The sequence below is a fragment of the Streptomyces sp. NPDC001848 genome, assembly GCF_042891915.1.
In the GTDB taxonomy this organism is placed as follows: Bacteria; Actinomycetota; Actinomycetes; order Streptomycetales; family Streptomycetaceae; genus Streptomyces.
Map to the genome: position 1 here is coordinate 121,183 of NZ_JBIATP010000001.1, position 15,005 is coordinate 136,187.

Genomic DNA, 15,005 nt, shown 5'->3' on the forward strand with positions numbered 1-15,005 from the left:
GGGCGGGGTCTGACAATCGGCTCCGGCCGCCGGCCGGGCCTGCCGGGGGCGGGACCGGTCAGGGGACCGTCCGCGACACCACGTACACCGTCGGGTACCGGGGACGGGACGTGTTCACGACGACGTCCAGTGTGGGCGCCGGGTTCTTCTGCGCGCGGGTCAGGCCGTACCAGGGGCCCTGTCCCGCGAAGGTCCAGCCGACGACGTGCTGGTCGCGCGTGCCGATGGCGATGTCGTCCTTCTTCAGCGAGGACCGGTCTGCCTTCAGGGTCCACAGGAACCGGTTCAGTCCGTCGTCGCTGGTGGTGAACTGCACGTACAACCGGCTGGTCTTCCAGTTGTTCGTCTCGTACGAGGCGACGTTCGTCGCGTCCCACGGGATCCACACCTGGTAGAGGCGGCGCTGCACCCGCGAGGGCCAGCCGGGGACGAGGCCGGTCGCCGAGTACTTCGCCTCCTTGTCCTTGCCGCTGTTGCGGGACTGGTTGGCGGAGATGATCAGGTATCCGGCAGGCACGCCGATGAGCAGCACGATGATCAGCAGGGTCAGGGCCCGGCGGCGGATCGTGTGCCGACGGTCCTCGGGCGGGCGCGGTGGCTCCCCCGGGGGTGACGACTGGCGCGGCAGTGAGGCTGCGGCCGTCACAGCAGCCCCTTGGTGGTGCGGCGGGACTGCGCGTACCGCTCGTAGCGTTCGTACCGCTCCACACGGCGCCGGTTGGCTCGCCGGAAGCGGCGGGCGACAAGACGGGCCAGGTCCGCGGCGCCCACCATGCCGGCCTCGGGGCCGAGCTGGGCACGGGCGATACGGGCCTCGGGGCGGTAGCCGCGGCCGGTGAGGTGGCGCTTGAAGGCGTCCCGGGCGGGGCCGATCAGCAGGTCGTCGGCCGCGCTGACGCCGCCGCCGATCACGAAGCAGGACGGGTCCAGGGCCGCCGCCAGGTTGGCGATGCCGACGCCGAGCCACTGGCCGATGTCCTGGAGCAGCTCCACGCACATCGCGTCGCCCTCGCGGGCCAGCTCGGTGATCATCGGGCCGGTGATGTCGGAGATGTTGCCCTTGACGTGCTCGATGAGCCCGTACGCCACCGGGGAGTCGGCGGCGGCCAGCTCCTTGGCCTCGCGGACCAGGGCGTTGCCGGAGCTGTACTGCTCCCAGCAGCCGCGGTTGCCGCACGGGCAGCGGTGGCCGCCGGGCACCACCTGCATATGGCCGAACTCACCCGCGACCCCGTACTTGCCGCGCTTGACCTGGCCGTCCTCCAGGATGGCGCCGCCGATGCCGGTGCCCAGGGTGATCATCACCAGGTGGTCCTCGCCCCGGCCGGCGCCGAAGCGCCACTCGGCCCAGGCCGCGGCGTTGGCGTCGTTGTCGACCAGGACCGGGACGGCGAGCCGCTCGGCGAGGCGGTCGCGCAGGGGCTCGTTGCGCCAGGACAGGTGCGGGGCGAACAGGACGCGGTTGCGGTCCGCGTCCACCCAGCCGGCCGCGCCGATGCCGACGGCGTGCACGTCGTGCCGGTCGGAGAGGTCCAGGACGAGCTCGACGATGGTGTCCTCGACGACCTTGGGGCTCTTGGACTTGTCGGGCGTCTCGGTGCGGAGCCTCTCCAGGATGTTGCCGTCGGCGTCCACGACGCCGGCCATCACCTTCGTGCCGCCGATGTCGATGCCGACCGTGGGAACGCGCGGCGCCGTCAGATGGGAACGGCGCTCGCGCGTGCCGACGGTCCGCAGGACGGTGGCCCGGGCGGAGCCGCGGTGGGTGAAGTCGCGGTAGGTGCTCACCAGCCCGATTCTGCCGCACGCGCGCGTTGGCCTGCACCGTGGGCCCCTTCGCCGCCCTGGGGCCCGGGACCCCTCCCCCACAGGAGCGCCCCCTACGGCGCCTTCAACGCGGCGGGTTCAACGCGGCGCGCTTACGGGGTGCGCTCCAACTCGTGGCGTAGGTCGTCCAGCTCCTCACCACCCGCCATCTGGCGTGTCAGCTCCTCCAGGGTGATCTCCTCACGCACATGGTGGGCGATCATCGTGCCGCGCTTGAGGAGGGCGAACCGGTCGCCCACCAGGTACGCGTGGTGGGGATTGTGGGTGATGAAGACAACACCCAGACCCGCGTCCCGTGCGGCGGCCACATATTTGAGGACCACTCCCGACTGTTTGACGCCCAGTGCGGCCGTCGGCTCGTCCAGGACGAGGACCTTCGCACCGAAGTGCACCGCGCGGGCGATCGCCACGCACTGGCGTTCACCGCCCGACAGGGTCCCGATGGGCTGGTCGACGTCACGCAGGTCAATGCCCATCCGCAGCAGTTCCTCGCGCGTGGTGCGCCGCATGAAGTCGACATCCAGGCGCTTGAAGGGTCCCCTGCCCCTGCGGGGCTCGGAGCCGAGGAAGAAGTTCCGCCACACCGGCATCAGGCCCACGACGGCCAGGTCCTGGTGGACGGTGGCGATGCCGTGGTCCAGGGCCTCGCGGGGCGAGGACAGACGGGTCGCCTCGCCGTCGATGCGCAGCAGACCGTCGTCATGCCGGTGCAGCCCGGCGATGATCTTGATCAGGGTGGACTTGCCCGCGCCGTTGTCCCCGAGGACGCAGGTGATCTCGCCCGCGTGGACCTCCAGGGACACGCCTTCGAGGGCGCGGACGTTGCCGTAGCGCTTGCCGACGCCGGACAGTTCCACGAGTGCCGTACGCGTTGCGGTCCTTGTCGTCACTTGGTGGCCTCCGCACGCTTGCGGACCCAGGCGTTGAGCAGGGTCGCGAGGAGCAGCATCGCTCCGAGGAAGAACTTGAACCAGTCGGGGTTCCACTCGGCGAAGACGATGCCCTTGCTGGTCATGCCGAAGATGAGGGCACCGACCGCCGAGCCGACCGCGGACCCGTGGCCGCCGGTGATCAGGCAGCCGCCGATGACGGCGGCGATGATGTAGATCAGCTCGTTGCCGACACCCTCCCCGGACTGCACGACGTCGTACGAGAACAGCAGGTGCTGCCCGGAGATCCAGGCGCCGAGCGCCACACCCATGTACAGGCCGGTCTTCGTCCTCGTGACCGGGACACCGACCGCGCGGGCCGCGTCCTTGTTGCCGCCGACCGCGAAGATCCAGTTGCCGGCGCGGGTGCGCAGCAGGATCCAGGAGGCCAGCGCGACCAGGGCGAACCACCACAGGATGGTGACCTTGAAGTCGACGCCGCCGAGGGTGAGCGTGGAGGCGAACACGGCCCGCGCCGAGGTGAAGCCGTCCATGTCGGAGATCGACCTGGTGGAGACCGTGCCGCTGATCAGCTTGGTGAAGCCGAGGTTCATGCCGGTGAGCATCAGGAACGTACCGAGCGTGACGATGAAGCTCGGCAGTCCCGTCCGGCTCAGCATGATGCCGTTGAAGGCGCCGACCGCCAGGGTGACCAGCAGGGACACCCCGACGCCGACCCAGACGTTCGCGGTCATCCGGTAGCTGAACATCGACGAGACCAGCGCGGAGAACGTCACCAGGACGCCCGCGGACAGGTCGAACTCGCCGCCGATCATCAGCAGCGCGACCGGGACAGCCATGATGCCGATCGTCGAGGCCGCGTACAGGACCGTGCTGAGGCTGGAGGCGCGCAGGAAACCGTCGGCCGCGATGGAGAAGAAGAGGAAGACGGCGAGAGCGCCGACCACCGAGCCCAGCTCGGGCCGGCCGAGGAGTTTCTTCAGCGGCGAGGTCGTCAGCAGCCGTTCGTCCCGCCGGCGGTCGGGGCGCGGTTCTGCGTCGTGCTGCGGCGCGGAGGCCGGTGCGCCGGCGGTCATCGGGTTCCCCGCTTCGTGTACTGCTCAAGGGTGGCGGCCTCGTCCTTGGTGACGATCTGCGGCCCGGTCAGGACCGGCTTGCCACCGCCGAGGGCGTTCGCGTTGTACCTGTGGAGCCAGAGCTGGTCGACCGCCTCGTAGCCCTGGAGGTAGGGCTGCTGGTCGACGGCGAAGCCCAGGGTTCCGTCCTTCAGCTCGCCCGCCACCTTCGCGTCGAGGTCGAAGGTGTCGATCTCCGCCCGGCTGCCGGCATCGGCCTTGGCCTTCACCGCGGTGTCGGCGTAGGGGGCGCCAAGGGTGACGACCGCGTCGACGGAGGGGTCCGCCTGGAGCCGGGCCCCGACGGCGGACTGCACGTCGGGCATGTTCGTGCCGTTGACGTAGAGGTTCTCCACGGTGCCGTGGAAGGTCTTCCGCACGCCCGCGCAGCGCTGTTCGTGGCCGACGTTGCCCTGCTCGTGCAGTACGCACAGGACCTTCTTCCTGCCGCGCCTGTTGAGCTCGTCGCCGACGGCCTCGCCCGCGACGGTCTCGTCCTGGCCGATGTGGGCGATCGCGCCGAACGCCTTGGACTCGGCGGACCCGGAGTTGACGGTGACGACCGGGATACCGGCCTTCTCCGCCCGGGTGACGGCGGACTTCAGCGCGTCGGGCTTGGCCAGGGTGACGATGATGCCGTCCACTTTCTGGTCGACGGCGGCGTCGACGAGCTGCGCCTGCTGCTGCGCCTCGGCGCTGTGCGAGTAGAGGAAGTCGATGTTGTCCTTGGCGGCGGCCTGCTTGGCGCCGCTCTGCACGATGTCCCAGAAGGTGTCGCCATCACCCGAGTGAGTGATCATCGCGAAGGTCCAGCGGGGTGTGCTCACCGCTGCCCTGCCCTGGGCCGCGGCCTCGCGGGCGTCCTCGGCACGCTTGCCGCCGTGGCTGCTGCACCCCGCTAGCGAGAGGCCGAGCGCTCCTGCGAGCGCGATGGTTGCCCAGGTTCTGGTCCGTGCCACGTGGCCGTGCCCTTCTTGCATGGTTCCTGCAGTTGCTTGGATCGACCAAGTATCGCCGACCGCTGATCGACGCCGCAGGTCAGGGCCTGGTACGGGCAGGGACGGGGCCCGGAAGAGGGAGGGGCACGAGTGTGGGCGGGGAGGCGGGGCACCGCGCGCCCGGCGGTTCAGGAGCGTACGAGCAACTGGAACTCGAACGAGTAGCGGGAGGCGCGGTAGGTGTGTGTGCCGAACTCCACGGCGCGGCCCGTGTCGTCGAACGTGGTGCGCTGCATCGTGAGCAGGGGGGCGCCCTCGGGCTCTTCGAGACGTTCGCCCTCGACCCGCCCTGCGGCGCGGGCCCCGATGGACTGCCGGGCGCTGTGCAGGGTGATGCCGGCGGCGCGCATCAGCCGGTAGAGGCCGGTGGCCTCCAGCTGGTCGCTGTTCAGGTCGAGCAGGCCGGTCGGCAGGTAGTTGCACAGATGGGCCATCGGCTCGCCGTGCGCGAGGCGCAGCCGTTCGACCTGGTGCACCTCCATGCCCTCGGGGACGCCGAGCGCGGCGGCGACCTGGGCGGAGGCGGGCGCGAAGGTGTTGACGAGGACCCGGGTCGCGGGGCGCTGCCCGGCCGCCTCCAGGTCGTCGTAGAGGCTGCTCAGCTCCAGGCCGCGTTTGACCTGGCTGTGCACGACCTGGGTGCCGACGCCGCGACGGCGCACGAGCAGGCCCTTGTCGACGAGGGACTGTATGGCCTGCCGGACCGTGGGCCGGGACAGGCCGAGCCGCCCGGCCAGCTCGATCTCGTTTCCCAGCAGGCTGCCCGGCGTCAGCTCGCCGTGCTCGATCGCGGCCTCCAGCTGCTGGGCCAGCTGGAAATAGAGCGGCACCGGACTGCTCCGGTCGACGCTGAGCTGGAGCGGGACGGTGGGGTCCACATCTGGTTTCGGCACGGGGCGAGCGTAGCTCCGGCGCTTGTTGACGGGAAGTTGTGTAGTCCGGTTGTCCGGACAAAGCATTGACATGGCGGGGGGTACACCCCCACGTTGGTCGCATGCGCATCGGACTCATCGGAGCGGGTCGTATCGGGACATACCATGCGACCTCGCTGAGCCGTCACCGTGACGTGGGTTCGCTCATCATCACCGACGTCGACACGGCCCGGGCCCGTCAGCTGGCGGACCGGCTGAGCGAGACGGCGGCGCCCGGCGTGGACGAGATCTTCACCTGGGGCGTGGACGCCGTGGTGATCACCGCGGCGACCGCGGCGCACGCCGAGCTGATCGGCCGGGCGGCGCGTTCCGGGCTGCCCGTGTTCTGCGAGAAGCCGATCGCGGTGGACCTGCCGGGCACACTGGCCGCGCTCGCCGAGGTCGACGCCGCCGGGACGGTGCTGCAGATGGGCTTCCAGCGTCGGTTCGACGCGGGATACACGGCCGCGCGGGAGGTCGTACGCTCGGGCCGGCTGGGACGGCTGCACACGGTCCGCGCGCTGACGGCCGACCAGGCACCGCCGCCGGCCGCGTATCTGCCGGTCTCCGGTGGCATCTTCCGGGACTGCCTCATCCACGACTTCGACATCCTGCGCTGGGTGACCGGCCGCGAGGTGGTCGAGGTGTACGCGACCGGGTCCGACGCGGGCGGGGCGATGTACCGGGAGGCGAACGACGCCGACACGGCGGCGGCCGTGCTCACACTGGAGGACGGCACACTCGCCACGGTCACGGCGACGCGTACGAACGGTGCCGGCTACGACGTGCGCATGGAGCTGGCGGGGGAGTTGGACACGGTCGCGGTGGGCCTGGACGACCGTACGCCGATCGCGTCCACCGAACCCGCCGGTCCGCCGCCCGCGGACAAGCCGTGGACGGGGTTCCTGGATCGGTTCGCGCCCGCGTACGAGGCCGAGGTCGCCGCGTTCGTCGAGGTGGTGCGTGGCGAGCGCGCCAACCCCTGCGACGGCGGCGAGGCACTGCAGGCCCTGCGCATCGCGGAGGCCTGCGAACTGTCCCGCCGGGAGCGCCGGCCGGTGCATCTCGGCGAGATCCCCGGCGCCCGCGGCTGACCAAGGTCCGAGGGCCAGGGGCTCGGTCGCGGCACCGGCTGGCGTACGTCCGCCGCCGCCGTGCGCCGCCACCGCAGCGGGCAGGCTTCCCACTCCTCGCGTCAGGATCCCCGGCAGCCACCTGGTCGCGCACGGCGCGTCGGGGCGGCCCGCGCGATGCGGCTCGCCCCGCGGCCGCTGGGGAGGGCGGGTCCGCGGGGCGAGGGAGGGCGAGCGTTCGGTCAGCAGCCGAAGTCGATCAGGTCGAACGTGGCGTAGTGGTCCGAGGTGTAGTAGTCCTCCTGGTACTCCTCGCCCGTGACGATGCGGCGGGCACCGCGCGTCGAGGAGCCGGGCGTCTTGACGGTGTACTCGTGGTAGTAGCCGTAGGACTGGCTGGGGAGCACGCCTTCGCGGTTGGAGAAGACGCTGCCGTCCTGCGAGTACGGGAAGGGGCCGCCCTGGTCGATCAGGTCCAGGGTGTCGTAGGCCTGGGACGGCAGGTTGCTGTAGCAGATGCTGCCGACCGAGGTGGCGGCGGCGTCCGCCGTGGTGGCGGAGACGGTGCCGCCCAGGAGGAGGGCGGACAGGAGCGCGGCTGCGGCGCCGATTCGGGTGGCGCGTGTGGGGGTTCTCATGGCGGCATGATGACGCGCGTAGACCATGGCATGTCAATGACAACAAGCCAGATTTTCCCGCTCAAGTGCCATTTGTTTTCGGCGAGTTAACCTGCCGCGCCCGGTGCGGGCGGCCCGGCACCGGGCGGTTGCGGGGCGCGATCGGCCGGTCGTCCGCCCGGAGCGCTCACCCCGCGTGCGTCGAGAACAGTCCGCCGGTCGGTCCCTGCTTGTCGCCTCCCTGCGCCTTCTTCAGGGCGTTGGCGAGGCTCTCGATGGTGAGGGACTGCAGGATCACACGGCCGTTGCCCTCCAGGGTGGCCAGGGACAGGCCCTCGCCACCGAAGACCATGTTCATGATCCCCTGGCGGTTGAGGCCGCCGACGCGCTGGACGCCGTACTGGATGCCCTCCTCGAAGGCGACGACGCAGCCGGTGTCGACCTCGATGCGGCCGCCGAAGTCGGCCGGGTTGAGGTCGATGAAGTTGCCCGCCCCGGCGATGATCACGGTGCCGTGCCCCGTGAACTTCTCCAGGATGAAGCCCTCGCCGCCACTCATGCCGGTGCGCCCGCCGGCGAAGGCGATACCGAAGTCGACGGTCGACTCGGCGGCCACGAAGGCGTCCTTCTCGGCGAACCAGGCGCGCGTGCCGTCGAGTTCCAGCGCCCGCATCTCGCCGGGCAGCACGCCCGCGAAGCCGACCGTGCCCTCGCCGCCCTGCGCCGTGAAGTACTGGAACGCCAGCGACTCGCCCGCGAGGGCGCGCTGGCCGACCTGCATGGCGGTGCCCATGGCCTGGCGCAGGAAGCCGCCCATGCCACCGCCACCGGCTCCGCCCTGCGGCTGGCCGGCGCCGTTCGACGGGCCGGACAGGCGGGTCTCCATGGTGACGTTCGCGGTCTTGAAGAGGAACTTGCCCGCCTCGCAGTACACGGTCTGGCCCGGGTGCAGGTTGACGACCGCCATCTGCATGGCGTTGCCGACGATTTCTTGCTGAAGAGTCACGCGAGGAGAACGCGACGGAGCGGCCGAAGAGTTCCGACCGGGCAAGGACGGTGCCCTTTCGCCGCCTCTCCCGCGCGTGGCGTGGGTGTCAGCCGCCCAGCTCCTGGTGGCGTGCCGCCAGCCGGTTCGCTCCCTCCTCGGTCAGGGAGCCGTGCAGGCGCAGGCGGGAGATGCCGCCGTCCGGATAGATGTCCACGCGCGCGTGCGTGCCGATCGCCGGGGCCGGGAGGGCGAAGCGGTGGTTGGTGTCGGGCTGGAGGCGGGTGCGCGGGAGGATCTCGTGCCAGTCGCCGTCCTCGCCGTCCTTGACGGAGACCGACGCCCAGCCCGCCGCGTTGCCCTTCAGATACGCCGTGTCGATCTCGATCGCCCGGATCCGTGCCTGCGCCGCCAGTCGGTAGCGGATCCAGTCGTGGCCCCGGTCGCGACGGCGCCGTGTCTCCCAGCCGTCGTCCATCTTCCGGGAGCGGCCCGGCCGGATGGTGTTGGTGGCGGGCGAGTAGAAGAGGTCGGAGGCGTCCTCCACCTGGCCCCCGTTCTCCAGGGCCACCACGTCGAAGGTGCCGAGCGCCTCCAGCCACGCCGGGTCCGGCACCACCTCGCCGTACACACGCAGGCGCGCGATGCCCCCGTCGGGGTGCTGTTTGAGCCTCAGGTGGGTGAAGCGCTGCTCCACGTCCACCGGGAAGCCGTTGGCCGCGTGGCCGCCGACCGGGTTGCGCGGCACCAGCGTCGTCCACTTCACGTCGCCACCGAGCAGTTCCTCCGGTGACGGGGAGCCGGCGACCGACGTTCCCTCGACGGAGACCGCCTGCGGGTAGTTGCCCCGGAAGTGGGCGGTGTCGACGACGATGCCCCGTACGACGCCGGGCGCGCCGAGGCGTACCAGCGCCCAGTCGTGGTCGTCCTCCGTGGGCCACGGGTGCCCGGCCGAGGCGCCGCGGCGGCGGCGCGTCTCCCAGCCGTCCATGATCTTGCCCTTGTGCCCGAAGTGCTCGGGGTCGAACGCGGCGCGCTCGGGCACCAGAAGGTTCTCGCGCTCGGCGAAGAACTCGTCGTTGGCGGCGATGACCCCGGCCCCGAGGCGGCGGTCGGCGAGGTCGGCGTACCGGGTGAAGGGGAAGTCGGCGGTGCGGTAGTCCGCGTACGGGTCGCCGCCCCGGTAGGGCTCCGCGTCGCCGGTGAAGGTCGACCGACCTGGTTGATGCTGCGCCGTCACGATGATCAGTTCTTCCTTTCGGTGCCGCCGCTGCGGGCGCGGGAGTCGATGCGGTTCAGTCGGCTCGGCGGAGCAGTCGTCCCTTGGGTTCGGTGAACTCGCCGTCCGAGACGATGCGTTCGCCGCGCAGCCAGGTGGACCTGACGACGCCGTACAGGGTCCTGCCCGCGTACGCGGTGACCGGGTTGCGGTGCTGGAGGGCCTCCGGGTCCACGGTGAACGTCCGCTCGGGCGCGAGCACGGCGAAGTCGGCGTCACGGCCGGGCTCGATGGCGCCCTTGCGGTCCAGGCCCACGAGGGCCGCCGTGCGCTCGGACATCCAGCGGACCACGTCCTCGAGGCCGTGCCCCCGCTTGCGCGCCTCGGTCCACACCGCCGCCAGGCTCAGTTGCAGGCCCGAGATGCCGCCCCAGGCGGTGGCGAAGTCGTCGGTCTTCAGGTCGGCCGTCGACGGGGAGTGGTCGGTGACGACGCAGTCGATCGTCCCGTCCGCCAGTGCCTGCCACAGCAGGTCCTGGTTGGCTGCCTCGCGGATGGGCGGGCAGCACTTGAACTCGCTGGCCCCGTCGGGGACTTCCTCGGCCGTCAGGGTGAGGTAGTGCGGGCAGGTCTCCACCGTGACCCGTACGCCCTCCGCCTTGGCGGCGGCGATCAGCGGCAGCGCGTCGCCGGAGGAGAGGTGCAGCACGTGCACGCGCGCGTGGAACCGTTTCGCCTGGGCGATGAGGTGCGCGATGGCGGTGTCCTCCGCGCGCCGGGGACGGGAGGCGAGGAAGTCCGCGTACCGGGGGCCGCCCTGTTGCGGGGCGGTGGCGAGGTGGCGCGGGTCTTCCGCGTGCACGATCAGCAGCCCGTCGAAACCGGCGATCTCGGCCAGGGAACGGGTCAGTTGCTCCTGGTGGAGGTGCGGGAACTCGTCGACGCCCGAGGGCGACAGGAACGCCTTGAAGCCGAAGACGCCCGCGTCGTGCAGCGGCCTGAGGTCCTCGGTGTTGTCGGGCAGCGCGCCGCCCCAGAAACCGATGTCGATGTGGGCCTTGTCGGCCGCGACCTTCTGCTTGGTGCGCAGGTGGTCGACCGTCGTGGTCGGCGGGACGGAGTTGAGCGGCATGTCGATCAGGGTGGTGATGCCGCCGGCCGCCGCCGCGCGGGTCGCGGTCCAGAAGCCCTCCCACTCGGTGCGGCCCGGGTCGTTGACGTGCACGTGGGTGTCGACGAGGCCGGGCAGCAGGACGTCGTCGCCCAGGTCCTCCAGGCGGGCCCCGGCCGGTACGGGGGCGTCATGGGGCAGGACGTCGGTGATCGTGCCCCCGGCGACCACGACCGACGCCGCGCGTGTGCCGTCGGGGGTGATGACGCGCGTGGAGCGCAGCACCAGTTCAGCGTCGGACACCCGGGCCCCTCTCTGTCGTCGTCCTGTTCGCGACTGCCTTCCGGATGGCGGGATTTACATCCGCGTAACGGAATTCAACGTTCTGTTGAAGGAGTCTTCCCTCCCGCCCCCGCGCCGTCAAGGGCACAATGCCTCCTGACTCCTCGGCGCACCGGTTCCGGCCAACCCTGGACGTTTCCATGTAGCGGAATTAAAATTCCGAAGAGCAGAAGACAGTCGAAAGGAACGCGCCGTGCCGAGGTCGACGTCCAGCGCCAGCGACACCCCCGCCAAGTCCGCCGCGAGCGGTGGTGTCCAGTCCCTCGAGCGCGCCTTCGACCTGCTGGAGCGGATGGCGGACGCAGGCGGCGAGGTGGGCCTGAGCGAGCTGTCCGCCAGCAGCGGGCTGCCGCTGCCCACCATCCACCGCCTGATGCGCACCCTGGTGGCCTGCGGGTACGTACGCCAGCAGCCCAACCGCCGCTATGCGCTCGGCCCCCGGCTGATCCGGCTCGGCGAGTCGGCGTCCCGGCTGCTCGGCACCTGGGCCCGGCCGCATCTGGCGCGCCTGGTGGAGGAGACCGGCGAGACCGCGAACATGGCGCTGCTCGACGGGGACGAGATCGTGTACGTGGCACAGGTGCCCTCCAAGCACTCGATGCGGATGTTCACCGAGGTGGGCCGGAGGGTGCTGCCGCACTCCACCGGCGTGGGCAAGGCGCTGCTCGCGAACACGCCGGACGACGAGGTACGCGCCCTGCTGGCCCGTACGGGCATGCCGGCCGCGACCGAGAAGACGATCACCACGCCGGAGGCTTTCCTCGCCGCACTGGAGGAGGTGCGCAGGCTCGGGTACGCGGTCGACGACAACGAGCAGGAGATAGGGGTCCGGTGCCTCGCGGTGTCCGTGCCTCAGGCCCCGACGGCGGCGGCGATCTCCATCTCGGGACCGGCGGGCCGGGTCACCGAGGCGGCGACGGAACGGATCGTGCCGGTGCTCCAGCAGGTGGCGGCGGAACTGTCCCGGGCGCTGACGGCCGCGTCCTGAGCGTATCGATCACGAGCCGCGCGGCGAGTCACCGAACAGTTCCACCGCCTTGCGGACCTCCGTGAAACCGCCCGTCAAGGCGCTGACGGAGCCGATCGCTCCCGCGATCAGCAGCAGGGAGCGACGCAGGCGGGGGATCTCGGGAACGCCGCCCGCGGCCATCGCGGCGAGCGCGGCCAGCTCGTCCTCGGCTACCGTCCGGTCGGGGAACTCCGCGGGGTGTGCGGCGAGTTCACGGCGCAGCCGGGACACGGCGGTCCGCAGTTCCGCCACCCTCGGATCCTCTTCGCTGCTGGTCACCGGCCTCTGCCCCAAGCTCCGCACCACAGCCATCCCCCTCGAAACGCCGCTGTGCTCGTACGCCCCCCGGTGCCCCGGGCTTGGTCGGGCGCCGGGGACGCGGGCCAGTAAACGCCACCGGGCGCGCCGGGCGCCACCGTGTGGACCGAAATTCAGCCCCCGGAAACCGCGCGGTCGACGCCGGGTCAGGTATGGAGGAGGTATGACGGGAAACGAAGGGCGGATCGCCGGACTGGTGCTTGCGGCAGGGGGCGGACGGCGGCTCGGCGGGCAGCCGAAGGCGCTGCTCGAACACCGGGGGCGGCCGCTGGTGGAGCACACGGTGGGGGTCCTGCGCGCGGCAGGGTGCGGCCGCGTCCATGTGGTGCTGGGGGCGGCGGCCATCCTCGTACGGGAGCGCGCGGACCTCACCGGCTGCGTGCCGGTGGACAACCCTGACTGGGAGCAGGGCATGGGCTCCTCGCTGCGCGCCGGGCTGGCGTCGCTCGCCGGGACGGGCGTGCGGGCGGCCCTGGTCCTGCTCGTCGACCAGCCCGGTATCGGGCCGGAGGCGGTGGCTCGCGTGCTCTCCGCGTTCCACGACGAGGAGTCGCTGGCGTCGGCCGCGTACGAGGGGGTGCGCGGGCATCCGGTCCTGCTCGGCTCGGCCCACTGGGCCGGTGTCGCACAGGCCGCGACCGGCGACCGTGGGGCACGCGCCTATCTGAAGGCGCACGACGACGTGATCACACTCGTCGAGTGCGGGGATGTGGCACAGGCGTACGACATCGACACGGCGGCGGACCTGGTGCACCTTGAGTGAGCGCAATGGCACCGAGCGCCACCTTGCCTCGACCCGGAGAATCTCGACATCAACAAACCATTGAACTTCCACTATGAGGAAACTAGTATCCACTGATCAGAAGCGCTCGACCGCTCCCCCAGGCGCCGCCGACCGCGTACGGGGCCCCTGGCACGCGGTGCCGCGACGCCCTCATGCCAGCTCGCCGAAGGAAGTGACAGCCTCATGTCCGCACCAGCGCCGTCCCCGGCGGCCGTCGTCGACGCCGAGCCCCTGCCCCGGCAGGAGGAGGTCCTCACCGATGCGGCGCTCGCCTTCGTGGCCGAGCTGCACCGGCGGTTCACGCCGCGCCGCGACGAGCTGCTGGCCCGCCGCGCGGAGCGCCGCGCCGAGATCGCCCGCACCTCCACGCTGGACTTCCTGCCCGAGACCGCCGCGATCCGCGCGGACGAGAGCTGGAGGGTGGCCCCCACACCGGACGCACTGAACGACCGCCGCGTCGAGATCACCGGTCCGACCGACCGCAAGATGACCATCAACGCCCTCAACTCGGGCGCCAGGGTGTGGCTCGCGGACTTCGAGGACGCCTCCGCGCCCACCTGGGAGAACGTGGTCCTCGGCCAGCTCAACCTGATCGACGCCTACAGCCGGAACATCGACTTCACCGATCCGGCGACCGGCAAGTCGTACGCCCTGCGCCCGAACGAGGAACTGGCGACGGTCGTCATGCGCCCGCGCGGCTGGCACCTGAACGAGCGTCACCTCCAGGTCGACGGGGAGCAGGTCCCGGGCGCCTTCGTCGACTTCGGCCTGTACTTCTTCCACAACGCGCAGCGCCTGCTCGACCTCGGCAAGGGCCCGTACTTCTACCTGCCCAAGACCGAATCGCACCTGGAGGCGCGCCTCTGGAACGACGTGTTCGTCTTCGCCCAGGACCACGTCGGCATCCCGCAGGGCACCATCCGCGCCACGGTCCTGATCGAGACGATCACGGCGGCGTACGAGATGGAGGAGATCCTCTACGAACTGCGCGACCACGCCTCCGGGTTGAACGCGGGCCGCTGGGACTACCTGTTCTCCATCGTGAAGAACTTCCGTGACGGTGGGCCGAAGTTCGTCCTCCCGGACCGCAACGCGGTGACGATGACGGCCCCGTTCATGCGCGCGTACACCGAACTCCTGGTCCGCACCTGCCACAAGCGCGGCGCCCACGCGATCGGCGGCATGGCGGCCTTCATCCCCTCCCGCAAGGACCCGGAGGTGAACAAGGTCGCCTTCGAGAAGGTCCGCGCCGACAAGGACCGCGAGGCGAACGACGGCTTCGACGGCTCCTGGGTCGCCCACCCGGACCTGGTGCCGATCGCGATGGAGTCCTTCGACAAGGTCCTCGGTGACAGGCCGAACCAGAAGGACCGGCTGCGCGAGGACGTCGACGTCAAGGCGGCCGACCTGATCGCCATCGACTCCCTCGACGCCAGGCCGACGTACGCGGGGCTCGTCAACGCCGTCCAGGTCGGCATCCGTTACATCGAGGCCTGGCTGCGCGGCCTCGGCGCGGTCGCCATCTTCAATCTGATGGAGGACGCGGCCACCGCCGAGATCTCCCGCTCGCAGATCTGGCAGTGGATCAACGCGGGGGTCGTCCTCGACAACGGCGAGCGCGTCACCGCCGACCTGGCCCGCGAGGTCGCCGCGGAGGAACTGCGGAACATCAGGGCGCAGCTCGGCGAGGAGGCCTTCGCGGCGGGCAACTGGCAGCAGGCCCACGACCTGCTGCTGAAGGTCGCCCTGGACGAGGACTACGCGGACTTCCTCACGATTCCGGCCTACGAGCAGCTCGCCGGCTGA

Annotated in this window: 15 protein-coding genes; 4 read left to right on the plus strand and 11 right to left on the minus strand. The window is 71.0% G+C overall.

Annotation, left to right across the window (positions count from 1 at the left end):
* Window positions 1-58 precede the first annotated feature (58 nt).
* The 6 genes from ACFYZJ_RS00610 to ACFYZJ_RS00635 form a co-directional block, all read right to left on the minus strand.
* Window positions 59-646, minus strand: coding sequence for a sugar kinase (locus ACFYZJ_RS00610; RefSeq protein WP_388561331.1), 588 nt, complete (start codon window positions 644-646; stop codon window positions 59-61).
* Complete coding sequence (locus ACFYZJ_RS00615) at window positions 643-1,788, minus strand: ROK family glucokinase (protein ID WP_388561333.1); 1,146 nt, start codon at window positions 1,786-1,788, stop codon at window positions 643-645. The genes ACFYZJ_RS00610 and ACFYZJ_RS00615 overlap by 4 nt, the downstream gene beginning before the upstream one ends.
* Before the next feature lie 131 nt (window positions 1,789-1,919).
* Entirely contained in the window at window positions 1,920-2,717 is a 798-nt protein-coding gene (locus ACFYZJ_RS00620; RefSeq protein WP_388561335.1) for an ATP-binding cassette domain-containing protein, read from the minus strand.
* The gene (locus tag ACFYZJ_RS00625; RefSeq protein WP_388561337.1) at window positions 2,714-3,793 is read right to left on the minus strand and encodes an ABC transporter permease; all 1,080 of its coding nucleotides are present in this window, start codon (window positions 3,791-3,793) and stop codon (window positions 2,714-2,716) included. The genes ACFYZJ_RS00620 and ACFYZJ_RS00625 overlap by 4 nt, the downstream gene beginning before the upstream one ends.
* Window positions 3,790-4,791 carry a sugar ABC transporter substrate-binding protein gene (locus ACFYZJ_RS00630; protein WP_388561339.1) on the minus strand — a complete coding sequence of 334 codons (1,002 nt, stop codon included), beginning with the start codon at window positions 4,789-4,791 and terminating at the stop codon, window positions 3,790-3,792. The genes ACFYZJ_RS00625 and ACFYZJ_RS00630 overlap by 4 nt, the downstream gene beginning before the upstream one ends.
* A 167-nt stretch (window positions 4,792-4,958) precedes the next feature.
* A complete protein-coding gene (locus ACFYZJ_RS00635) occupies window positions 4,959-5,708 on the minus strand; it encodes a GntR family transcriptional regulator (protein WP_388562185.1) in 750 nt (249 codons plus the stop codon).
* 116 nt (window positions 5,709-5,824) lie between these two features.
* Between ACFYZJ_RS00635 and ACFYZJ_RS00640 the strand changes: the two genes are divergently transcribed.
* A complete protein-coding gene (locus ACFYZJ_RS00640) occupies window positions 5,825-6,835 on the plus strand; it encodes a Gfo/Idh/MocA family oxidoreductase (protein WP_388561341.1) in 1,011 nt (336 codons plus the stop codon).
* 221 nt (window positions 6,836-7,056) lie between these two features.
* On the opposite strand, the gene ACFYZJ_RS00645 is transcribed toward ACFYZJ_RS00640, so the two are convergent.
* The 4 genes from ACFYZJ_RS00645 to allB form a co-directional block, all read right to left on the minus strand.
* Window positions 7,057-7,452 (minus strand): ribonuclease domain-containing protein, encoded by a 396-nt coding sequence (locus ACFYZJ_RS00645; RefSeq protein WP_388561343.1) that lies wholly within the window; start codon window positions 7,450-7,452, stop codon window positions 7,057-7,059.
* A gap of 166 nt (window positions 7,453-7,618) precedes the next feature.
* Window positions 7,619-8,437: an AIM24 family protein gene (locus ACFYZJ_RS00650; RefSeq protein WP_388561345.1), complete on the minus strand. Its 819-nt coding sequence runs from the start codon at window positions 8,435-8,437 to the stop codon at window positions 7,619-7,621.
* An 88-nt stretch (window positions 8,438-8,525) separates the two neighbouring features.
* Window positions 8,526-9,656 carry an allantoicase gene (alc, locus tag ACFYZJ_RS00655; protein ID WP_388561347.1) on the minus strand — a complete coding sequence of 377 codons (1,131 nt, stop codon included), beginning with the start codon at window positions 9,654-9,656 and terminating at the stop codon, window positions 8,526-8,528.
* A 55-nt stretch (window positions 9,657-9,711) separates the two neighbouring features.
* Window positions 9,712-11,049, minus strand: a complete 1,338-nt coding sequence (allB, locus tag ACFYZJ_RS00660) for an allantoinase AllB (protein WP_388561349.1) — start codon at window positions 11,047-11,049, stop codon at window positions 9,712-9,714.
* 232 nt (window positions 11,050-11,281) lie between these two features.
* Here allB and ACFYZJ_RS00665 point away from each other — a divergent pair, with 232 nt between their 5' ends.
* Complete coding sequence (locus ACFYZJ_RS00665) at window positions 11,282-12,076, plus strand: IclR family transcriptional regulator (RefSeq protein WP_388561351.1); 795 nt, start codon at window positions 11,282-11,284, stop codon at window positions 12,074-12,076.
* A gap of 9 nt (window positions 12,077-12,085) precedes the next feature.
* Here ACFYZJ_RS00665 and ACFYZJ_RS00670 read toward each other — a convergent pair whose 3' ends face one another.
* Window positions 12,086-12,403 carry a DUF5955 family protein gene (locus tag ACFYZJ_RS00670; RefSeq protein WP_388561353.1) on the minus strand — a complete coding sequence of 106 codons (318 nt, stop codon included), beginning with the start codon at window positions 12,401-12,403 and terminating at the stop codon, window positions 12,086-12,088.
* Window positions 12,404-12,578: 175 nt separating this feature from the next.
* On the opposite strand from ACFYZJ_RS00670, the gene ACFYZJ_RS00675 reads away from it, so the two are divergent.
* Together ACFYZJ_RS00675 and aceB are read left to right on the plus strand one after the other, a co-directional pair.
* Window positions 12,579-13,178, plus strand: a complete 600-nt coding sequence (locus ACFYZJ_RS00675; RefSeq protein WP_388561355.1) for an NTP transferase domain-containing protein — start codon at window positions 12,579-12,581, stop codon at window positions 13,176-13,178.
* A 204-nt stretch (window positions 13,179-13,382) separates the two neighbouring features.
* Window positions 13,383-15,005, plus strand: coding sequence for a malate synthase A (gene aceB, locus ACFYZJ_RS00680; RefSeq protein ID WP_388561357.1), 1,623 nt, complete (start codon window positions 13,383-13,385; stop codon window positions 15,003-15,005).